23 protein-coding genes are annotated in these 19,870 nt (G+C 41.8%); 16 read left to right on the top strand and 7 right to left on the bottom strand.

Annotated elements, in window-relative coordinates; translation table 11 throughout:
- Positions 1-21 precede the first annotated feature (21 nt).
- The 4 genes from rpoD to rpsU form a co-directional block, all read right to left on the bottom strand.
- Positions 22-1,872, bottom strand: a complete 1,851-nt coding sequence (gene rpoD, locus OCV27_RS12790; RefSeq protein ID WP_125319723.1) for an RNA polymerase sigma factor RpoD — start codon at positions 1,870-1,872, stop codon at positions 22-24.
- 97 nt (positions 1,873-1,969) lie between these two features.
- Positions 1,970-3,727 (bottom strand): DNA primase, encoded by a 1,758-nt coding sequence (gene dnaG, locus OCV27_RS12785; protein ID WP_125319722.1) that lies wholly within the window; start codon positions 3,725-3,727, stop codon positions 1,970-1,972.
- 93 nt (positions 3,728-3,820) lie between these two features.
- The gene (locus tag OCV27_RS12780; protein ID WP_125319721.1) at positions 3,821-4,264 is read right to left on the bottom strand and encodes a GatB/YqeY domain-containing protein; all 444 of its coding nucleotides are present in this window, start codon (positions 4,262-4,264) and stop codon (positions 3,821-3,823) included.
- A 27-nt stretch (positions 4,265-4,291) separates the two neighbouring features.
- A complete protein-coding gene (gene rpsU, locus OCV27_RS12775) occupies positions 4,292-4,507 on the bottom strand; it encodes a 30S ribosomal protein S21 (RefSeq protein WP_001145625.1) in 216 nt (71 codons plus the stop codon).
- Positions 4,508-4,735: 228 nt separating this feature from the next.
- Here rpsU and tsaD point away from each other — a divergent pair, with 228 nt between their 5' ends.
- Entirely contained in the window at positions 4,736-5,752 is a 1,017-nt protein-coding gene (tsaD, locus tag OCV27_RS12770; RefSeq protein ID WP_125319720.1) for a tRNA (adenosine(37)-N6)-threonylcarbamoyltransferase complex transferase subunit TsaD, read from the top strand.
- Positions 5,753-5,777: 25 nt separating this feature from the next.
- On the opposite strand, the gene plsY is transcribed toward tsaD, so the two are convergent.
- A complete protein-coding gene (gene plsY / locus OCV27_RS12765; protein ID WP_125319719.1) occupies positions 5,778-6,374 on the bottom strand; it encodes a glycerol-3-phosphate 1-O-acyltransferase PlsY in 597 nt (198 codons plus the stop codon).
- A gap of 159 nt (positions 6,375-6,533) precedes the next feature.
- Between plsY and folB the strand changes: the two genes are divergently transcribed.
- The 11 genes from folB (at position 6,534) to rpoS (ending at position 14,178) form a co-directional block, all read left to right on the top strand.
- Positions 6,534-6,887, top strand: a complete 354-nt coding sequence (folB, locus tag OCV27_RS12760) for a dihydroneopterin aldolase (RefSeq protein ID WP_125319718.1) — start codon at positions 6,534-6,536, stop codon at positions 6,885-6,887.
- The gene (folK, locus tag OCV27_RS12755) at positions 6,884-7,381 is read left to right on the top strand and encodes a 2-amino-4-hydroxy-6-hydroxymethyldihydropteridine diphosphokinase (RefSeq protein WP_125319717.1); all 498 of its coding nucleotides are present in this window, start codon (positions 6,884-6,886) and stop codon (positions 7,379-7,381) included. The genes folB and folK overlap by 4 nt, the downstream gene beginning before the upstream one ends.
- A gap of 7 nt (positions 7,382-7,388) precedes the next feature.
- Positions 7,389-8,192 carry an undecaprenyl-diphosphate phosphatase gene (locus OCV27_RS12750; RefSeq protein WP_125319716.1) on the top strand — a complete coding sequence of 268 codons (804 nt, stop codon included), beginning with the start codon at positions 7,389-7,391 and terminating at the stop codon, positions 8,190-8,192.
- A 90-nt stretch (positions 8,193-8,282) separates the two neighbouring features.
- Positions 8,283-8,561 (top strand): cell division protein FtsB, encoded by a 279-nt coding sequence (gene ftsB, locus OCV27_RS12745; RefSeq protein ID WP_125319736.1) that lies wholly within the window; start codon positions 8,283-8,285, stop codon positions 8,559-8,561.
- A 2-nt stretch (positions 8,562-8,563) separates the two neighbouring features.
- Entirely contained in the window at positions 8,564-9,274 is a 711-nt protein-coding gene (ispD, locus tag OCV27_RS12740) for a 2-C-methyl-D-erythritol 4-phosphate cytidylyltransferase (protein ID WP_125319715.1), read from the top strand.
- On the top strand, positions 9,271-9,747 hold the full coding sequence (gene ispF, locus OCV27_RS12735; RefSeq protein WP_125319714.1) for a 2-C-methyl-D-erythritol 2,4-cyclodiphosphate synthase: 477 nt from the start codon (positions 9,271-9,273) through the stop codon (positions 9,745-9,747). The genes ispD and ispF overlap by 4 nt, the downstream gene beginning before the upstream one ends.
- A 30-nt stretch (positions 9,748-9,777) precedes the next feature.
- Entirely contained in the window at positions 9,778-10,824 is a 1,047-nt protein-coding gene (gene truD / locus OCV27_RS12730) for a tRNA pseudouridine(13) synthase TruD (RefSeq protein WP_125319735.1), read from the top strand.
- Positions 10,821-11,585, top strand: coding sequence for a 5'/3'-nucleotidase SurE (surE, locus tag OCV27_RS12725; protein ID WP_125319713.1), 765 nt, complete (start codon positions 10,821-10,823; stop codon positions 11,583-11,585). The genes truD and surE overlap by 4 nt, the downstream gene beginning before the upstream one ends.
- Entirely contained in the window at positions 11,582-12,208 is a 627-nt protein-coding gene (locus OCV27_RS12720) for a protein-L-isoaspartate(D-aspartate) O-methyltransferase (RefSeq protein WP_125319712.1), read from the top strand. Before surE ends, OCV27_RS12720 begins: the two co-directional genes overlap by 4 nt.
- Positions 12,209-12,210: 2 nt before the next feature.
- Complete coding sequence (locus tag OCV27_RS12715) at positions 12,211-13,128, top strand: peptidoglycan DD-metalloendopeptidase family protein (RefSeq protein WP_125319711.1); 918 nt, start codon at positions 12,211-12,213, stop codon at positions 13,126-13,128.
- Positions 13,129-13,194: 66 nt separating this feature from the next.
- Entirely contained in the window at positions 13,195-14,178 is a 984-nt protein-coding gene (gene rpoS / locus OCV27_RS12710; RefSeq protein WP_125319710.1) for an RNA polymerase sigma factor RpoS, read from the top strand.
- Between the two features lie 53 nt (positions 14,179-14,231).
- Here the strand turns inward: rpoS and OCV27_RS12705 are convergent, their stop codons facing one another.
- Together OCV27_RS12705 and OCV27_RS12700 are read right to left on the bottom strand one after the other, a co-directional pair.
- The gene (locus tag OCV27_RS12705; RefSeq protein ID WP_125319709.1) at positions 14,232-15,500 is read right to left on the bottom strand and encodes an HlyC/CorC family transporter; all 1,269 of its coding nucleotides are present in this window, start codon (positions 15,498-15,500) and stop codon (positions 14,232-14,234) included.
- A gap of 122 nt (positions 15,501-15,622) precedes the next feature.
- Positions 15,623-16,417: a cytochrome C assembly family protein gene (locus tag OCV27_RS12700; RefSeq protein ID WP_125319708.1), complete on the bottom strand. Its 795-nt coding sequence runs from the start codon at positions 16,415-16,417 to the stop codon at positions 15,623-15,625.
- Between the two features lie 210 nt (positions 16,418-16,627).
- Here OCV27_RS12700 and ffh point away from each other — a divergent pair, with 210 nt between their 5' ends.
- The 4 genes from ffh to trmD all read left to right on the top strand — a co-directional run bounded on the left by ffh (position 16,628) and on the right by trmD (position 19,830).
- Positions 16,628-17,998: a signal recognition particle protein gene (gene ffh / locus OCV27_RS12695; protein ID WP_125319707.1), complete on the top strand. Its 1,371-nt coding sequence runs from the start codon at positions 16,628-16,630 to the stop codon at positions 17,996-17,998.
- 226 nt (positions 17,999-18,224) lie between these two features.
- Positions 18,225-18,473, top strand: coding sequence for a 30S ribosomal protein S16 (rpsP, locus tag OCV27_RS12690; protein ID WP_125319706.1), 249 nt, complete (start codon positions 18,225-18,227; stop codon positions 18,471-18,473).
- A gap of 22 nt (positions 18,474-18,495) precedes the next feature.
- Entirely contained in the window at positions 18,496-19,044 is a 549-nt protein-coding gene (rimM, locus tag OCV27_RS12685) for a ribosome maturation factor RimM (RefSeq protein WP_125319705.1), read from the top strand.
- A 45-nt stretch (positions 19,045-19,089) separates the two neighbouring features.
- On the top strand, positions 19,090-19,830 hold the full coding sequence (gene trmD / locus OCV27_RS12680) for a tRNA (guanosine(37)-N1)-methyltransferase TrmD (RefSeq protein WP_125319704.1): 741 nt from the start codon (positions 19,090-19,092) through the stop codon (positions 19,828-19,830).
- Positions 19,831-19,870 lie beyond the last annotated feature (40 nt).

The raw sequence follows: 19,870 nt of genomic DNA, 5'->3' as shown, positions 1-19,870 counted from the left end.
CCTTTTAATCAGGGTGTTTAATTATTCATCTAAGAAACTGCGTAGCGTTTCTGAACGACTTGGGTGACGAAGCTTACGTAATGCTTTAGCTTCAATTTGACGGATACGCTCACGAGTCACATCGAATTGTTTTCCAACTTCTTCAAGAGTGTGGTCAGTATTCATATCGATACCAAATCGCATACGAAGTACTTTAGCTTCACGTGGCGTAAGGCCAGCCAAAACGTCTTTGGTGGCAACTTTCAAGCTCGTAGAAGTAGCTGAATCTAATGGGAGCTCTAAAGTAGTATCTTCGATAAAGTCGCCTAAATGCGAATCTTCATCATCTCCAATAGGGGTTTCCATTGAGATAGGCTCTTTCGCAATTTTTAGAACCTTACGTATTTTATCTTCCGGCATTTGCATGCGTTCTGCCAACTCTTCTGGGAGTGGCTCTCTACCCATTTCCTGTAACATTTGGCGAGAGATACGATTTAGCTTGTTGATCGTCTCAATCATGTGTACTGGAATACGTATGGTGCGAGCTTGATCCGCAATGGAACGAGTGATTGCTTGTCGAATCCACCAGGTTGCGTAAGTCGAAAACTTGTAACCACGGCGGTATTCAAACTTATCGACAGCTTTCATCAAGCCGATATTACCTTCTTGGATAAGATCCAAGAATTGTAAGCCACGGTTAGTGTATTTTTTAGCGATGGAAATAACGAGACGTAAGTTAGCCTCAACCATTTCTTTCTTCGCTCGACGAGCTTTTGCTTCACCGATTGACATCCGACGACTGATGTCTTTTATATTTTGAACCGTTAAAGAAGTTTCTTCCTCAATCATCTTAAGTTTCATGATTGAACGGCGAATATCGTCTTCACTACGCTGAATTTTTTCTGCGTAGGGTTTATCAGAAGAAAGAATTTCATCTAACCAAGCTTCGCTGGACTCATTGCCAGTAAAGAGTGTGATAAAAGACTTCTTCGGCATTTTCCCGTACTCAACAGACGCTTTCATGATTAAGCGCTCTTGAGTGCGTACACGTTCCATAGAGGTCCGTAACTCGTCCACTAAGTAGTCAAACTGCTTTGGTGTAAGACGGAATTCTTTAAACACATCTATAACGAGTTCATGAGCGATTTGAGCTTTAGGGCTTTCATTACCATACTCATTACAAGCTAGCTGATAGTTTTGGAATGTATTGCGCAGCGAGGTGAACTTTTCGAGTGCGAGTTCAGGATCAATACCTGTTTCTTCTTCCTCTTCCTCTTCGTCACTGTCTTTTTCATCATCTTCATCATCTTCGTCTTCTAAGTCCGACTCAGCGAGTTCTGAACCTATGTGCGTTGCAGTTGGTGCTGTTGTTTCATCAGCATCAGGGTCGACGAATCCAGTAATAAGATCAGTAAGACGCAATTCTTCAGCTTGAACTTTATCGAATTGCTCAAGAATATAAGGAATAGTTCCTGGATACTCTGCTACGGCATTTTGAACTTGGTTAATACCATCTTCAATACGCTTGGCAATATCGATCTCGCCTTCACGAGTCAGTAGTTCTACTGTTCCCATCTCACGCATGTACATGCGAACTGGGTCTGTGGTACGGCCAATTTCATTTTCTACGCTAGATAATGCTGCTGCGGCTGCTTCGGCGGCATCTTCATCAGTAATCGTATCATCATCATTTAGGGCTAGATCATCGGCATCAGGAGCGGTTTCCACGACTCTAATGCCCATGTCGTTAATCATCTGGATGATATCTTCAACCTGCTCAGAATCTACGATTTCTGCAGGCAGGTGATCATTTACTTCTGCGTAGGTCAGATAGCCTTGTTCCTTGCCTTTAATGACAAGTTGTTTTAGCTGTGACTGCGGATTTTGATCCATAGACGGTATCCAACTTAGTATCTGGTGAAGGAATTAGTATGCGAGTGCAAACCACAAATAGTAGCACATTAATTTATTGCTGACTAATCGAATAGGGTTACGCTTTTAAATCTAGCATTAATGCTAGTAGCTCCCTTTTTTCTTCGGTTGATAAACCGACACTTCTTTCTTTTGCCTGCAAATCTTCAATTTGCTTTTCGACACATTGGGCCAATATTTTGTCCAATGAATCTAAAAATATATCTTGTTCATTATCTTCATCAAGCGGAATTTCCCACCCAGCTAAACGAGATAGAAGAGCTTCATGGCTCGTATTTCGCCAGTATTCAATTAGCTGGCCTGTGTTTATATTGGGGTGCTGATGACAATATTCAAGCACCTCAATAAATAATCTTAAACCGGGGACAGATAGATCGTGAACAGCAGTGAGATCTGGCACCATTTGAGCATAGCTCGGATTTTGAATAAGCAAAGCAATAACCTCACGCATCGGAGTTCGCTTTATCTCTTTGTGGGGCAAAGGTGTATGTTCGCTGCGTTTTATTCGAGATAAGCGTCTTTGGTTATCAAACCCAGTTATTTCGTCTAGTCGTTTTTCTAATAACTCTTGAAAGTAGGGATCAGGAATCTTGCTTATTAACGCGCTGGAATAGGCTCTAAGCGCCGACTTACCTTCATTGCTACCTAAGTTAATCTTGTGAATTTCAACTAAATTTTCAAATAGATAATGAGAGAGGGGTATAGCATCATACATTTGATTCTCAAATGCTTTTTGGCCATTTTTTCGAACATAACTATCTGGGTCTTCACCATCGGGAAGAAAGAGAAATTTTAGTGTGTTGCCAGTTTTCAAATATTGTAATGCATTTTCTAATGCACGCCACGCAGCTTCTTTACCCGCACGATCACCATCATAGCAACATACTACGGTATTTGTTTGTCGAAACAATAGTTGAATATGATCCCCTGTTGTAGAGGTACCAAGTGAGGCGACCGAGTAGTCTATACCATATTGGGCAAGAGCTACAACATCCATATAGCCTTCGACAACCAAAATTTGCGCTGGTTCTCGATACGCTTGCATGACTTCATAAAGCCCGTATAGTTCTTTACCTTTATGGAAGATAGGTGTTTCTGGTGAATTTAGGTATTTTGGAGTACCGTCACCAATGACACGGCCCCCAAATCCAATTACTCTTCCTCTTCTGTCATGTATAGGGAACATTACTCGGCCGCGAAAACGGTCGTAGCGGCTACCTTTATCATTCTCTATTAGCATTCCACCTGAGACGAGCATCGCTTGAGTTTGTGGTGTTTGACCAAAGTTTTTTCGCACAAGATCCCATTCGTCAGCCACATAACCTATGCCGAATTTCTTTACAATTTCTCCTGAAAGCCCTCGTTCTTTGAGGTAGTCGATAGCGGTTTTACTACTGGATAGCTTCAACTGGTCACGGTAAAATTGTGAAATTCCTACCATTAAATCGTAAAGATTACGTTTTTGCTCACTATTTTTTTGTGGCACATTGACGTTAAATTTTCCGCTTTGCTGCTGTTCTCTGGGAACCTCTAAGCCAAGGTAGGAGGCAAGCTCATCAATAGCCTCTGGAAATTCTAACCTTTCATATTCCATCATAAAATCGATAGCGTTGCCATGAGCGCCGCAACCGAAGCAATGATAAAACTGCTTTTCCTGACTAACACTAAATGAGGGTGTTTTTTCGTTATGAAATGGACAGCATGCGCCGTAGTTTTTGCCTTTTTTCTTAAGTTTTACACGAGTGTCAATGATGTCGACAATGTCCAGTCGAGCGAGTAAATCATCAATGAAATTTCTTGGAATGTGTCCTGCCATAAAACCCTAAACGCGAAAAAGAATAGTAGGCTAGATACAAACAAGCCGTGCTTTCCATAGGTTAGCACGGCTTGTTGTAATATGTGTTGGGGGTTAGCCTAGCTTAGTGCGTACTAAACCGCTTACCTTACCCATATCTGCGCGCCCTTGAATTTTAGGCTTAAGCACGCCCATCACTTTACCCATGTCTTGCATGCCCGCAGCACCTAAGTCGGCAATTGCACTTTCGATTAGTACAGAGACTTCTTCATCGCTTAGCGGTTGAGGCATAAAGTCCTCGAGTACAGTAATTTCAGCTTGCTCTACATCAGCAAGATCTTGTCGGCCTGCGGATTCAAACTGTGCGGCAGAGTCGCGACGTTGTTTAACCATTTTTGTCAAAACAGCGATAATTTCGTCGTCGCCCAGAGTGATCTGTTCGTCAACTTCACGTTGTTTAATTGCAGAAAGAGCTAAACGAATAGCACCAAGGCGTAATTTTTCCTTGGCTTTCATCGCTAATTTTTGCTCATCTTTGAGAATGTCAATTAGAGCCATAACTAAATTCCTTTTTGGACTTAGTTATTAGTAAAGACGAACGCGACGAGCGTTTTCGCGAGCTAGCTTCTTAGCATGACGCTTTTGAGCTGCTGCTTTAGCGCGTTTACGAACTGTCGTTGGCTTTTCGTAGTGCTCACGGCGGCGCACTTCAGAAAGAATACCTGCTTTTTCGCAAGAGCGTTTGAAACGACGTAATGCAACGTCGAACGGTTCGTTTTCACGTACTTTAACTACTGGCATATGCCTTTCACCTCAGGGGTTATTCATTAATGCTGATTTTAAAGTACCTAGCTTCAGCGCTGGGTCTATAATCAGCTTGATCAAAATGGTGCGGAATTTTAATCCGATCGTATAGGCTTTGTAAAGTCCTTTGTCGTCTAACCAGTATACAAAATTTGTTTGCCACGCTAAGCCAAGGTAAGATTGCGCCAATTTAAAATCACAGAAATAAGGTATCTAGGTTAAACCATGCGTATTATTGGCATTGAAACCTCATGTGATGAAACAGGCATCGCGATTTATGATGATCAGAAAGGCCTTCTTTCGCATCAATTATACAGCCAAGTAAAGCTCCATGCCGATTATGGTGGCGTGGTACCTGAGCTAGCCTCACGAGATCATGTAAAGAAGACAATTCCGCTGATAAAGTCAGCAATGGCAGAAGCTGGCTTGATACCTCAGGATATTGGTGGCGTAGCTTATACTGCTGGACCAGGTTTGGTGGGCGCATTACTTGTTGGCGCTACCATAGGGAGGAGCCTTGCTTATGCATGGGGAGTCCCTGCAGTGCCAGTACACCATATGGAAGGTCACTTGCTTGCACCTATGCTTGAAGATAATCCTCCACCTTTTCCATTTGTTGCCATATTGGTTTCTGGTGGCCACTCCATGATGGTAGAGGTGAGAGGGATCGGTAAATATAACATTCTGGGTGAGTCGATTGATGATGCCGCTGGTGAGGCGTTTGATAAAACTGCCAAGTTAATGGGACTTGACTATCCCGGAGGCCCACTGCTTTCGAAGTTAGCTGAAAAAGGTACTTCTGGTCGTTTTAAGTTTCCTCGCCCAATGACAGACCGCCCTGGTTTGGATATGAGTTTTTCTGGGTTGAAAACATTTACGGCCAACACTATTGCGGCGAATAATAGCGATGAACAAACGCGTGCAGATATTGCTTTGGCGTTTGAAGAGGCAGTTTGTGCGACGTTAACCATAAAGTGTAAGCGAGCTTTAGAGCAAACTGGGCTGAAACGAATTGTGATTGCTGGTGGCGTGAGTGCCAACCGCCGATTACGTTCCGACTTAGAGCAGTTAGCAAATAAAATAGGTGGTGAGGTGTACTATCCACGTACTGAGTTTTGTACCGATAATGGTGCCATGATTGCTTATGCTGGTATGCAGCGGTTAAAAAATGGCGAGGTGACGGATTTATCTGTACATGCTATTCCCCGTTGGCCGATTGATCAACTTGAACCAATTACATAATTTGATTGGGAGTTATTCTATGTAGCTATATAGATTTTTTTTCACTGACTTTTGGTTCAGTTCCGTCTAACAAGCGCTTAATGTTTTGGTGGTGGCGGAAAATAATCAAGCAAGCCAGCATAGCTACAGGTAGGGTGTAGTGGGGTTTAATCATCCATGTATATAGTGGGGCAAGTAGTACAGTGACAATTGCGGCCAGAGAAGAGTAGCGAAATAACGCAATGACTAACAGCCAAGTTACTATGAGCATCGATGATAGAATTAGCCCTATTGGAGCAATAGCTCCTAAGGCAGTCGCTACACCTTTTCCACCTTGAAAATGAAAGAACACGGGATACATATGCCCTAGGCACGCAGAAATGGCTACTATACCTAGGACAATAGGATCAAGGTTTAAAAAATAGCTGCTCCAAACTGGAATAGTTCCTTTTAGCATGTCGCATAAAAGTACGGTTAGAGCGGCTTTTTTTCCTCCGAACCTTAATACATTTGTGGCTCCTGGGTTTTGGGAACCAACATCACGTGGGTCAGGGAGCCTGAGCAATCGACAAGTTAGAATCGCGCTCGAAATCGAACCCAATAGATAAGCGAAGATGAACATGATAAGAGCGATAGTGGTCATAGTGCCGTTACTCATTATAAAGAGGTGTTAGCTGAGCAAGTAATTGATATCATATAGTGCTTATAGTCCCCAGACTACCAAGATAATGGTATTTGGAACAAAAATAGTACGACTTTTTATTTGATTTGGGTATCCGACCTCTAAATAGGAATCAAACGCATGGATAAAGTGTTTATCGAGCAGTTAGAAGTTATTACAACAATTGGCGTCTATGATTGGGAGCAAAGCATTAAGCAAAAGCTGATTTTTGATATTGAAATGGCTCACAACAATCAGGTTGCAGGTAAAAGTGATAATGTAATTGATGCTCTTGATTATGCTAAGGTAACTTCAGTGGTGCATTCTCATATAGAATCTGGTCGCTTTTTACTTGTAGAGCGTGTTGCAGAAGAAGTCGCCGAGCTTATTATCAACCAATTTAGTGTGCCTTGGGTGAAGATTCGTTTAACTAAACCTGGGGCCATAGCGCAGGCTTCAGGGGTGGGAGTCGTTATTGAGCGAGGCCAACGATGACAAAAGTGTTTATTGGTGTTGGCTCTAATATAGAACGGCACAAGCATATAGAAGCGGCCATCCGTGAGTTGAATGAAATCGGCCAAGATGTACGTTTGTCAACGATTTATGAGTGTGAAGCTGTTGGGTTTGATGGAGATGCTTTTTATAACCTTGTTGTTGAGATGATAACCCCCTTGACTTTGGTCGATTTTTCGCAGCAATTGCGTAATATTGAGCTTAAATGGGGGCGTGAACATTATTCTGAAAAGCTTCAGTCACGTACCATTGATTTAGATATTATCCTATTTGGTCAGCTTGTTTCCAAGCAGGGGCCAGAATTACCGCGCAGTGATATCTATAAGTACGGATTTGTTATTGAGCCGCTCCGTGAATTGTGCGCGGAACTCAAGGTCCCTAATGATGGTCGAACCATAAATCAGATATGGTCGGAACTCTCCTATCCAGAAACCTTAGTGAAAATAGACCTTTGGTTTGATTATTACTCAAATTGAGAACCTAATGAGTTATTTTGAAGCTTTTATTCTTGCCTTGATACAGGGCTTTACTGAATTTTTACCTATTTCTAGTTCGGCTCACTTAATTTTACCTTCCGCGATACTAGGCTGGGAAGATCAGGGATTGGCATTTGATGTTGCTGTTCATGTGGGAACTCTTGCAGCAGTTATTATTTACTTTCGTAATGAGGTTGTAACATTATTATCTGCTTTTTTAGCTTCTATTTTCAAAGGCGAACGTAGCAAAGAAGCTAAACTTGCATGGATGATTGTGATAGCGACAATTCCAGCATGCTTCTTCGGCTTATTGATGAAAGATGTTATAGAGCTTTATTTACGTAGTGCCTGGGTGATAGCCTCAACAACAATTATTTTTGGTTTATTACTTTGGTATGTTGATAAGCATTCGAGTCATGCTAAAGATGAATATCAGGTTGATCGAAAGAAGGCTGTATTTATAGGCATTGCTCAAGCAATAGCAATGATACCTGGTACATCTAGATCTGGAATAACCATTACAGCGGCACTTTATTTAGGGTTTACTCGTGAAGCGGCAGCTCGATTCTCTTTCTTGATGTCGATACCGATCATTTTGCTTGCTGGCGGATACCTAGGTTTGAAACTTGTGAGTAGCGAGGCGGCAGTTGATCTAAGCATGTTACTGACAGGTATTATTACTTCTTTCATTAGTGCCTACTTATGTATCCATATCTTCCTTAAGCTAATTTCTCGAATGGGAATGACGCCATTTGTGATCTATCGATTAATTCTAGGTCTAGGGTTATTTGGTTTTTTGTTGATACGTTGAGTACGCTGATTGCTTATAGCATTGTGTCGCGTGATAGGCGGCATTATGCTATATATGATTTTCCAATTATTGTCATTGTTAGAACTATTTATGCGAATTTTTGCCCTTATTTTATTACTTTTATTAGGCTGGTTGCAGTATACATTATGGATGGGAAAAAACGGTATTTCTGAATTTAAATCTGTACAAGCAGAAATTGAAGTTCAGCATCAAGTTAATGGCAACTTACAAAATAGAAATAGTGAAATGTTTGCTGAAATAGATGACCTACGCCAAGGACTAGATGCAATAGAAGAGCGTGCTCGTCATGAGTTGGGTATGGTCAAAGATGGTGAAACCTTCTATCGAATCGTTGAAGAGAACAACTGATTATGATTCAAACCTCTCCTACCATTATTGCGATTGTTCCGGCTGCGGGTTTGGGGCGTCGTATGAAAACTGAGCGTCCAAAACAATATCTTTTAATACATGACAAAACTGTGCTCGAGCATACTGTGAATAAGTTGTTGCGACACCCGAAAATTGCCAAAGTGATCGTGGTACTTAGTGATAAAGATCCTTACTACCCTCATCTATCAATTGCTGATAATAAATACGTCATATCTGTACTAGGAGGGAAGGAGCGCTTTGAATCGGTATTATCTGGCCTTACCTACGTGCGTGAAAATGAGAAAGCTGACTGGGTTATGGTTCATGATGCTGCAAGGCCTTGTGTCAACGATCGTGATATAGATAAGTTGATCAAGGTGTCACTAAATCATCAGGTTGGAGGCCTTCTTGCTTCACCTGTTAGAGATACGATGAAAAGGGCAAATTCGCTTGGTAATATTGAATATACGGTCGATAGAGAAAACTTATGGCATGCACTGACTCCACAAATGTTTCGAACAGAACAATTAAACACAGCTTTGAATAAAGCACTGTCTGAGGGCGTTAATGTAACGGATGAGGCTTCAGCTATGGAATGGATTGGGTTATCGCCCGCACTAGTGCAAGGCTCAGCAGAAAATATAAAAATTACTCAGCCTGAAGATTTAGCTCTTGCTGAATTTTATCTCAACCAAACAAGGGATAACTCATGATTCGTATTGGCCATGGTTTTGATGTGCATAAATTTGGCGGCAATGGGCCCATTATTATTGGTGGCGTGTCCGTACCATATGAATATGGGTTGGTTGCTCATTCTGATGGTGATGTAGCTCTGCATGCATTATGTGATGCTTTATTAGGCGCAATAGCAGCAGGCGATATAGGTCGACATTTTCCTGACACTGATGATAAATGGAAAGGGGCTGATAGCCGGAGCTTACTGCGCGATGTCTATCAAAAGGTTAAGGAAATGGGCTATGCGTTGGGTAATGCAGATGTAACAATTATTGCTCAGACACCTAAGCTGGCGGGCTACATTGATGGTATGTGTGAAGTTATTGCCCAAGATCTTGAAACCGATATTAGTAATGTGAATGTAAAAGCGACAACAACTGAGCAACTAGGTTTCACCGGACGCAAAGAAGGCATTGCGACTGAAGCCGTCGTTCTGCTTTTAAAGCAATAATAAATGACTTCTCCTATTCGTGGTAATTTTATGATTGATATTTTATCTTCTCTTGCCTATTTGAATGGCAGCCCCAAATCGACAGGAAAATTAAAAGCTGAACCGATACATTTTCAGGTTAAGGAAGATTTGGGGTTTGATTTTTCCGGTGAGGGTGAGCATCTAATGGTTCGTGTCCGAAAAACAGGAGAAAACACGAGTTTTGTCGCCAATGAATTGGCTAAGGCATGTGACGTTAAATCAAAAGATGTCAGTTGGGCAGGTTTAAAAGATCGCCATGCTGTCACTGAGCAATGGCTAAGTGTTCATTTACCAAAAGGTGGCACACCAGATTTGAGCTCCTTTCTTGCTCAGCATGCAAGTATAGAAATTATTGAAACTAGACGTCACAACAAGAAGCTTCGCCCTGGTGATTTAGTTGGAAACCATTTTAATATAACGCTAACAGAAGTAAGTGATGTTGAAGATGTTACCCGCCGTTTGCAATCTATTCATCAGCATGGCGCACCTAATTATTTTGGTAGTCAGCGTTTTGGTAATCAAGGAAATAATCTTGATGAAGCTAGACGTTGGGGAAGGGAAAATGTACGCACTCGTAATCAGAATAAACGAAGTCTATATTTGTCTGCGGCGAGGTCATGGATCTTTAACGCTATAGTATCAAATCGTATTAAGCAAGGCTTGTTTACTCAGGTAATTGAAGGTGATTGTATTCAAACTAAAGAGGGTATGGTTTTAGCTGAGACTCAGCAACTGCTTGCCTTAAATGAGAGAATACTAAGCGGTGATGCGGCTATTACAGCTGCAATGGCTGGTGATAATGATTTACCAACTCAATCGGAAACTCTTATGATTGAGCAGCCACAGTTAGATGCTGAGCCTGACTTGATGGCCCTAATACGAGGCAATCGTATGCGACACGAACGACGCAATATAGTGCTTAAACCACAAAACTTAACTTGGAGTATTGAGAAAGATTCAGTTAAGTTAGACTTTTCTCTAGAAGCTGGTTGTTTTGCAACATCTTTGATTCGAGAGTTGATTCAAGAGCAGGAAGTGGAGCGCAACTACCAATGACAGGTAAAGTCTTAAAAATATTGATCAGCAATGACGATGGAGTACATGCTGAAGGTATACATGCTTTGGCCCAAGTATTAGGTGATTTAGCTGAAGTTACTATCGTTGCTCCCGATAGAAACCGCTCGGGTGCTTCTAACTCTCTGACATTAGAACAGCCACTGCGAGTAAAGGCGTTATCTGAGCGTATGTACTCCGTTCAGGGAACGCCAACAGATTGTGTCCATTTTGCATTAAATGAATTAATGAAAGATACTCTACCTGACTTAGTTTTGACTGGTATTAACCACGGGGCCAACCTTGGTGATGATGTATTGTATTCAGGTACAGTTGCCGCGGCGATGGAAGGACATTTCTTGGGGGTTCAGTCAATAGCGTTTTCTTTGGCGGGGAAGGTTAATTTTTCTGCTGCTGCTCAAATTGCAAAACAAATTGTCGTGCAGCATTTGAAAGCACCGATCCCGACCAATAAGCTTATCAATGTAAATGTTCCAGATATACCAATGGATGACTTGAAGGGGTTTTGCGCGACTCGCTTAGGTGCTCGTCACCACGCTGAATCTATGATTAAACAACAAGATCCGCGTGGATGTGATATTTATTGGCTAGGGCCGCCTGGCAAAGAACAAGATGCTGGAGAGGGAACGGATTTTTACGCCATTGAACAGGGTTTTGTTTCTGTTACTCCAATTCAGGTCGATCTTACAGCGCATGAGTCTTTACCAACCATGGAAAATTGGTTACAGGAAAAATATCGATGACAAACCCTCATGCCGATAGATTGATTGATTTTCTGGTTACTAGTGGTATCCAAGATCAAAGAGTGATTGATGCAATATACTCAATCCCACGTGAGCAATTTGTTTCTCAGGCAATGGAGCATCAGGCTTATGATAACAATGCTCTGCCAATTGGGCAGGGACAAAGCATTTCTCAGCCTTATATCGTTGCTAAAATGACTGAATTACTGGAATTAACACCAGAAAGTAAAGTTTTAGAAGTCGGAACCGGCTCAGGTTACCAGACTGCCGTGTTGGCTCAATTGGTTGAACATGTCTATTCAGTAGAGCGAATCAAATTATTACAGTGGGAAGCTAAGCGCCGGCTCAAGTATTTAGATATATATAATGTATCAACAAAACATGGTGACGGTTGGCAAGGGTGGGTCATTAAAGGGCCATTTAACGCTATTATTGTAACAGCCGCCGCTGTATCTGTTCCACCAGTGTTATTAGAGCAGTTAGCAGAAGGTGGAGTTTTAGTTATTCCTGTCGGTGAAGATGATCAGCAGCTGTTTAAAATTACCCGTTGTGGGAATGAGTATGTGTCTCGGGTAGTAGAAGATGTGCGGTTTGTGCCCTTGATAGCAGGTGAACTTGCTTAACTATGATCCGTAAGCCTAACCCTATTCTTTTTTTTATTTCAGTTGTTAGCACAATGCTTTTTGGGTGTTCTGCTCACTTCCCAGCACCAGTTTCAGGCTTAAATAAGGACTATAGCTCCATCAGTCGTGGTAGTTATAGGGGAAGTTATTACCAAGTTGACGAAGGGGATACGCTTTACTTTATTGCATACGTCACAGATAGAGATGTAAGTGATATTATTCGTTACAATGATTTAAAAAAGCCTTATACCATTTTTCCTGGCCAAAAACTTAAACTTTGGCAGCCAGCTTATAAGCCTCCCGCATATGGTGGGGCGGGCGTTTCAGCAGTATCAGCACCTATCGTCACTGCGTCAACTTCGTTATCTAGTACTAACCCAAGTAAAAGCTCTAATCAAATAGTTAGCAGTAAAAAAGAACAAAATAAGCCAACAGTCTCCTCAAAAACTGCTGTGAATGAGGTTGATCAATACAATTCAAAAGAGTATGTTGGAGCTAAAAGTAAAATAAATGTTAACAAACCCGTCAGTTATGCGAATCCAAACAGTGAGAAAGTTTCTAGATGGTTATGGCCAGCCAAAGGGAGGGTAATTACAAATTTCTCAGCTGGAGACCAAGGGAATAAAGGCATTGACATTGCAGGACAGCGAGGTCAGCCAATTTCGTCGACAGCTAATGGAACCGTTGTATATTCGGGTAATGCGCTACGAGGTTATGGGAATCTTGTGATCATCAAACACAATGATAACTACCTTAGTGCTTATGCGCATAATGAACGGTTGCTCGTACACGAAGGACAAAGTGTAAAAGCAGGGCAGAAAATCGCAACGATGGGCAGTTCTGGAGCAAAGAGTGTTCGTCTACACTTTGAAATTCGTTATCAAGGTAAGTCAGTGAATCCTAAACGCTACTTACCCTAATACTTTATAGGTATATAGCGACATTAGAAGTAGTAATGTCTTGCTAGCTCGCCAGGGGGAGGCACTATGAGTATAAGCAATGCAGCAACGAAAGTCGAAGAACTAGAGCTTGAAGTAGAAATGGAATCAACTCAAGCTAATGAAGAAAAAACTACAAATAGCACCCAAGCGGAGGAAACTAAAGAAGAGTTTGAGGTATCCACCAAAAGCTTGGACGCGACCCAGCTTTATTTAGGAGAAATTGGTTTTTCACCACTACTTACTGCAGAAGAAGAAGTGTTATATGCACGGCGAGCTCTTAGAGGAGATGAAGCTGCACGCAAGCGTATGATTGAAAGTAACCTGCGCTTGGTGGTTAAAATCTCACGCCGATACAGTAATCGTGGCCTAGCATTACTTGATCTTATCGAAGAAGGTAATCTTGGTTTAATACGTGCTGTTGAAAAATTTGATCCTGAAAGAGGTTTTAGGTTCTCAACTTACGCGACTTGGTGGATAAGACAGACTATCGAGCGTGCTCTTATGAATCAAACTCGTACTATCCGCTTACCCATTCATGTTGTTAAAGAACTCAATATATATCTTCGTACTGCTAGGGAGCTATCTCAAAAACTTGATCACGAACCGACGGCAGAAGAGATTGCTTTACAGCTTGATAAGCCAGTTGATGATGTTAGCAAAATGCTACGTCTCAATGAGCGTATCAGCTCAGTAGATACCCCAATTGGCGGTGATGGTGAGAAAGCACTTCTTGATATTATCCCTGATGTTAATAACTCAGACCCCGAAGTTTCCACTCAGGACGATGATATTAAATCTTCATTGATTGACTGGCTTGATGAGCTTAATCCAAAGCAGAAAGAAGTTCTTGCTCGTCGTTTTGGTTTGCTAGGTTATGAACCCTCAACGTTAGAGGAGGTTGGGCGTGAGATTAACCTAACTCGAGAGCGAGTACGCCAGATACAGGTTGAAGGCCTACGTCGTCTGCGGGAAATCCTTATTAAACAAGGACTGAATATGGAGAGCTTATTCAGTATTAATGAGGAATAATTGGACTCGTAACGAAAAAAGCCTTGGATATACCAAGGCTTTTTTGTATTAGGTTACTTGTCTTTACTGGGGAACACTTTAACCAATTTTATCCTGTTTTCTTCTAAATCAACAATTTCCATTGGATGCCCAGAGACTTGAACGCTAATATGACTTTCTGGGATATCTTCTAAATGTTCAAGTATCAACCCGTTTAAAGTCCTTGGGCCATCGGTAGGTAACTTCCACATCAGCCCTTTGTTGATATCTCGGATGTTGGCACTACCTTCAATAAGAAAACTACCATCTCCCTGTGGGGTTATTTCATCAGATAGGCTGGGAGTTATTGAGGTGGTAAACTCACCGACAATTTCCTCTAAAATATCTTCAAGGGTAATTAGGCCGATTATATCCCCATATTCATTAACAATAAGGCCAATGCGTTCCTTGTTACGTTGAAACTTCAGTAGCTGGATATTGAGTGGTGTTCCTTCAGGAATGAAATATACTTCGTCCGCGGCACGTAGTAGTGTTTCCTTATTAAATTCATTCTTTTCAAGCATGAGGCGATAAGACTCCCGCAGCCTCAGCATGCCGACGACCTCATCAATTTGGTCACGGTACAAAACTACGCGGCCATGTGGCGAGTGAGTTAGCTGCCTTACAATAGATTTCCAGTCATCATTGATATCTATTCCAGTTACTTCATTTCTGGGAATCATAATGTCGTTAACAGTTACATGCTCTAGATCGAGTATTGAAATCAACATATCCTGATGTCGTCTAGGAATAAGACTTCCAGCTTCATTGACGACGGTACGTAGTTCTTCAGAGCTTAGGTGATCATCACCACCATGATTTGCTCGAATTCCTAATAGGCGAATAAAACCATTAGTGATAAAGTTGACCAATACGACTAGTGGGGATAATAGCTTCATTAAAATAGCTAACAGAATACTGCTTGCATAAGAAACTCGTTCTGGATATAGAGCTGCAAGAGTTTTAGGTGTGACTTCTGCAAAGACGAGAATTACCATAGTCAGTGCGCCGGTTGCGATAGCTACACCAATATCTCCATACAAACGCATACCCAATATAGTTGCAATAGCAGAAGCTAGAATATTAACTAGGTTGTTACCGATTAGAATTAAACCAATAAGACGATCAGGGCGATCTAGTAACTTTTCTACGCGTTTTGCGCCTTTGTGACCATTGTTGGCTAAATGTTTGAGTCGATACCTATTCAAGGTCATCATGCCAGTTTCTGAGCCCGAAAAATATCCTGAAATAATAATAAGACACGCGAGTAGGGCAAATAAAACACCCGTTGATATGTCGTCCAAAACTGATTTTTTCCTTTTGAAGTTTGATTAATTTATGACCCAAGCTAAGCGCGAAGTCAATCTCAGGTTGCAGGTAAAGTATTGTAAAATAAAGGTGCAGTCTTCGCACCTTTAAATATCAACTAGTTAAGTATGATTTCTCGAACAAATCGGCTACCGAAGTATGCCAAAGTTAATAGGGTTGCTCCAGCGACTGCAAACCAAGTGACTTTGCGACCTCGCCATCCTTTACGGTAATGACCCCAGAGCAGTATTGAGTATACGATCCAAGCGATAAAAGAAAGGATACCTTTATGTGCCTTGCCTTGAGCAAACATATCTTCAACAAAAATAAACCCAGTTAATAGGGTTCCTGTGAGTAATAGATTGCCAGTAAGAATAATTTTAAATAGCTGCCTTTCGACCATAAGTAGTGGCGGTAAGTTAGGGTTGATACTTAATGCTTTTTTTGATTTTAGTTTATGATCTAGCCAAGCTAGTTGGAGTGCGTAAAGTGCGCCAATGGTTAAAGTTGAATACGAAAATAGTGCTAAGGAAATATGAATAAGTAGTTTAGGATCTTGTTCTAAATGGGTAATAAAAGTACTGGGTAAGAATGCTGCCGCAGAGAGGTTAATCGCTGCAAAACAGTACACAACTGGAAGCAGAAACCATAAACGTGTTTTCAGCATGGCGAAACTTAATACCAAAGAAATAATGAAACTTATTAATGAGGCGACATTGAGAATGCTGAGGTTTTGTCCTGAACCTTCAATGATGAGGTCACCTAACAACCAGCCATGGAAGGCCAGAGCTAAGAATGCACTGACTGTGACAGTTTTGGTGCGAATGCCGACCTGATGTACTAGGCCAGGAACTATGGTTGCAATTGCTAAAACATAGAGTATTGCAGCAGCAACGGCGATTATGTTGTCCATGCTTCCCTGTTGTCTGGTTAATTTTTGACAACAAATTATACCTTGCATCAAAAGCTTGGGCTATGACTTATATAGTCGATTTGCGTGTTGTGAGAGATCAAAAGTTATTACAGCAGTGCAAAGCAGTGCCTGGCTAAGGTATACTGGCGGTAATTTTGTCGCCAATTTATAGGCGGCGGCACTTAGAGTCGCTCAGATAAAGAGACTAAGATGTTTGATAATTTAACGGATAGATTATCCAAAACCCTGAAGAATATCAGTGGTAAAGGTCGTTTGACCGAAGACAATATTAAAGACACGTTACGTGAAGTGCGTATGGCTTTGCTGGAAGCAGATGTTGCACTTCCGGTTGTGCGTGATTTTGTAAAGCGTGTGAAAGAAGGCGCGGTTGGCGTTGAGGTTTCAAAATCTTTAACTCCAGGTCAAGAGTTCATTAAGATTGTTCAGTCTGAACTTGAAGCCGTAATGGGAGAATCAAATGAGTCTCTAAACCTTGCAGCTCAGCCACCAGCAGTCATTTTGATGGCCGGTCTTCAAGGGGCAGGTAAAACCACCTCTGTTGGCAAACTTTCTAAGCTTTTAACAGAAAGAGATAAGAAAAAAGTACTGGTTGTTTCTGCTGACGTATATCGCCCAGCAGCGATCAAGCAATTGGAAACGTTGGCCTTAGATGTTGGTGTCGATTTTTTCCCTTCCTCGGCCGATCAAAAACCACTTGATATCGCCAATGCTGCTATAGAGCACGCCAAGAAAAAGTTTTATGACGTTTTGCTTGTCGATACAGCTGGTCGTTTAGCTGTTGATGAGTTGATGATGACTGAGATTCAGGAGCTTCATACTGCTATAAACCCAGTTGAGACTCTTTTTGTTGTTGATGCTATGACAGGTCAAGATGCGGCCAATACTGCAAAAGCATTTGGTGATGCACTACCACTGACTGGCGTTATTCTGACCAAGGTTGACGGTGATGCTCGTGGTGGTGCAGCCCTGTCAGTACTGCAGGTGACTGGCAAGCCTATAAAGTTTTTAGGCGTTGGTGAGAAAACCGATGCTCTAGAACCATTTCACCCAGAACGGATCGCTTCACGAATTCTTGGTATGGGAGATATGCTTTCTCTTATCGAAGATTTGCAGCGTAATGTTGATACTGAAAAAGCTGAAAAATTAGCTAAAAAGTTTAAAGAGAAAAAAGGTTTCGACCTTGAAGACTTCCGTGAACAGCTTGGTCAGATGCAGAATATGGGGGGCATGATGGGCATGTTAGACAAGTTACCAGGTATGTCACAGTTGCCCAATGACGTCAAAGATAAAGTTGACGACAAAATGTTTAAGCAGATGGAAGCAATTATTAACTCGATGACGATGAAAGAGCGCCAACGCCCTGAATTAATCAAAGGTTCGCGCAAAAAACGCATTGCGGCTGGTTCAGGTACTCAGGTCCAAGATGTAAACCGTTTGCTTAAACAATTTACCCAAATGCAAAAAATGATGAAGAAAATGCAGAAAGGCGGTATGAAAGGCATGATGCGTAATATGCAAGGTATGATGGGAGGCGGCGGTATTAACCCATTTGGCCGTTAGTCTTTTACTAATTAAAAATTCAAGTAGTTAGCTAGATCACAAAAGAACGTCCTTTTATCGTTAGATAAAGTCATCGTCTGGTTGGTGAAAAAATAGCTAAATACCTTGCATTGCTGCGGAATAAGAGTAAAATTCCGGAGCTTTATTTTGGCACGAGACCCCAAGCTGTTTTTATATAAGCAGCCCCTGGGGTTAATTTTATTTTTGAGAAAGCAAAGAGGACGACATGGTAACCATTCGTTTGGCACGTCACGGCGCGAAGAAGCGTCCATTTTATCAAATCGTAGTAGCGGACAGCCGTAATGCTGCAACTGGCCGTTTTATCGAAAAAGTGGGTTTCTTTAACCCAACGGCTAAGGGTCAAGAAGAAGGTCTACGTTTAGACCTAGAGCGTGTTAACCATTGGGTTGGTCAAGGCGCATCTCTATCTGACCGCGTAGCTAAGCTAGTTAAAGATGCTCAAAAAGCAGCTTAATTTTAAAAGAAGTAATTAGCTTATGTCGATGAAAGGTAAAGAAACAATGAGCAGCGACAAAATTGTAGTAGGTAAGTTTGGTGCTTCTTACGGCATTCGTGGCTGGCTTAAGGTTTTTTCCTATACAGACAATGCCGAAAGCATATTTGATTACTCACCATGGTTTATAAACCAAAAAGGTGAATGGGTTGAGCACAAAGTAGAAAGCTGGAAGCGCCATAACAAAAGTTTGGTTGTTAAAGTGGATGGTCTAAATGTACGTGAAGACGCGCAATTATTGACTAACTTTGAAATTGCGATAGACCCTGCGGTGTTACCAGAATTGCCAGAAGATGAGTTCTACTGGCGTGATCTTATTGGAATGCAGGTGGTGACTAACAAAGGTTACGACTTGGGTATTGTCTCTGACATGCTCGAAACAGGCTCCAATGATGTTTTGGTAGTGAAAGCAAATCTGAAAGATGCTTTTGGGCAAAAGGAACGACTAATTCCGTTCCTTGAAGAGCAAGTGATCACGTTAATTGATCGCCAAGCTCAACGGATCGAAGTTGACTGGGATCCTGGATTCTAACTCCAAGTAACGGAGCGATTGAACCAAGTTTATATTGGTGAAAACATGTGGGTCGGCATAATTAGCCTTTTTCCTGAAATGTTCCGCAGCGTTACTAAATATGGGGTAACAGGTCAAGCGGTAAAAAAAGGTCTCTTGTCAGTTGAGACATGGAATCCTCGTGATTTCACTTATGACAAGCATCGCACTGTTGATGATAGACCTTACGGTGGTGGCCCTGGTATGTTAATGATGGTTCAGCCTTTGCGCGATGCTATTCATACTGCTAAGAAAGCTTCACCGGGGACGACGAAAGTTATCTACCTATCTCCCCAAGGTCGAAAACTCGATCAGCAAGGGGTGGAAGAGCTGGCAAAAAATGAGAATTTACTTCTCATTTGTGGCCGCTATGAAGGGGTAGATGAGCGTATCATCCAATCAGAAGTTGACCAAGAATGGTCTATCGGAGATTTTGTGATGACGGGGGGAGAAATACCAGCCATGACGCTAATTGACTCGGTCTCTCGGTTTATTCCGGGAGTGTTAGGGGATTTTGCGTCGGCAGAAGAAGATTCTTTTGCTAATGGTTTGTTAGATTGCCCTCATTATACGCGACCTGAGGTGTTAGATGGTAATCCAGTACCACAAGTACTGACATCTGGTAACCATAAAGGCATTCGTCGTTGGCGACAAAAACAGTCGCTGGGCCGTACTTGGCTGAGAAGACCAGAGCTCTTGGAAAACCTAGCTCTGACTGACGAACAGGAACAATTACTGGCTGAGTTCATTAAAGAACATAAGGCTTAGTAACCTATTAAATTTAGTATCAGTTTATTCTAGGAATAGT

Source organism: Vibrio pectenicida (genome assembly GCA_024347015.1).
In the GTDB taxonomy this organism is placed as follows: Bacteria; Pseudomonadota; Gammaproteobacteria; order Enterobacterales; family Vibrionaceae; genus Vibrio; species Vibrio pectenicida.
Note: the sequence above shows the minus strand (reverse complement) of the source record. Positions and strands in the feature narration are given on the sequence as shown.

What these genes read in the sequence shown, in the direction of transcription:
- dnaG (WP_125319722.1), bottom strand. Translation starts at nt 3,727, where the DNA reads ATGGCAGGACACATTCCAAGAAATTTCATTGATGATTTACTCGCTCGA.
- OCV27_RS12780 (WP_125319721.1), bottom strand. Translation starts at nt 4,264, where the DNA reads ATGGCTCTAATTGACATTCTCAAAGATGAGCAAAAATTAGCGATGAAA.
- plsY (WP_125319719.1), bottom strand. Translation starts at nt 6,374, where the DNA reads ATGACCACTATCGCTCTTATCATGTTCATCTTCGCTTATCTATTGGGT.
- rpoD (WP_125319723.1), bottom strand. Translation starts at nt 1,872, where the DNA reads ATGGATCAAAATCCGCAGTCACAGCTAAAACAACTTGTCATTAAAGGC.
- rpsP (WP_125319706.1), top strand. Translation starts at nt 18,225, where the DNA reads ATGGTAACCATTCGTTTGGCACGTCACGGCGCGAAGAAGCGTCCATTT.
- OCV27_RS12715 (WP_125319711.1), top strand. Translation starts at nt 12,211, where the DNA reads ATGATCCGTAAGCCTAACCCTATTCTTTTTTTTATTTCAGTTGTTAGC.
- folB (WP_125319718.1), top strand. Translation starts at nt 6,534, where the DNA reads ATGGATAAAGTGTTTATCGAGCAGTTAGAAGTTATTACAACAATTGGC.
- ffh (WP_125319707.1), top strand. Translation starts at nt 16,628, where the DNA reads ATGTTTGATAATTTAACGGATAGATTATCCAAAACCCTGAAGAATATC.
- ispD (WP_125319715.1), top strand. Translation starts at nt 8,564, where the DNA reads ATGATTCAAACCTCTCCTACCATTATTGCGATTGTTCCGGCTGCGGGT.
- OCV27_RS12700 (WP_125319708.1), bottom strand. Translation starts at nt 16,417, where the DNA reads ATGGACAACATAATCGCCGTTGCTGCTGCAATACTCTATGTTTTAGCA.
- OCV27_RS12750 (WP_125319716.1), top strand. Translation starts at nt 7,389, where the DNA reads ATGAGTTATTTTGAAGCTTTTATTCTTGCCTTGATACAGGGCTTTACT.
- tsaD (WP_125319720.1), top strand. Translation starts at nt 4,736, where the DNA reads ATGCGTATTATTGGCATTGAAACCTCATGTGATGAAACAGGCATCGCG.
- truD (WP_125319735.1), top strand. Translation starts at nt 9,778, where the DNA reads ATGATTGATATTTTATCTTCTCTTGCCTATTTGAATGGCAGCCCCAAA.
- surE (WP_125319713.1), top strand. Translation starts at nt 10,821, where the DNA reads ATGACAGGTAAAGTCTTAAAAATATTGATCAGCAATGACGATGGAGTA.
- trmD (WP_125319704.1), top strand. Translation starts at nt 19,090, where the DNA reads ATGTGGGTCGGCATAATTAGCCTTTTTCCTGAAATGTTCCGCAGCGTT.
- rimM (WP_125319705.1), top strand. Translation starts at nt 18,496, where the DNA reads ATGTCGATGAAAGGTAAAGAAACAATGAGCAGCGACAAAATTGTAGTA.
- ispF (WP_125319714.1), top strand. Translation starts at nt 9,271, where the DNA reads ATGATTCGTATTGGCCATGGTTTTGATGTGCATAAATTTGGCGGCAAT.
- OCV27_RS12720 (WP_125319712.1), top strand. Translation starts at nt 11,582, where the DNA reads ATGACAAACCCTCATGCCGATAGATTGATTGATTTTCTGGTTACTAGT.
- ftsB (WP_125319736.1), top strand. Translation starts at nt 8,283, where the DNA reads ATGCGAATTTTTGCCCTTATTTTATTACTTTTATTAGGCTGGTTGCAG.
- folK (WP_125319717.1), top strand. Translation starts at nt 6,884, where the DNA reads ATGACAAAAGTGTTTATTGGTGTTGGCTCTAATATAGAACGGCACAAG.
- rpoS (WP_125319710.1), top strand. Translation starts at nt 13,195, where the DNA reads ATGAGTATAAGCAATGCAGCAACGAAAGTCGAAGAACTAGAGCTTGAA.
- rpsU (WP_001145625.1), bottom strand. Translation starts at nt 4,507, where the DNA reads ATGCCAGTAGTTAAAGTACGTGAAAACGAACCGTTCGACGTTGCATTA.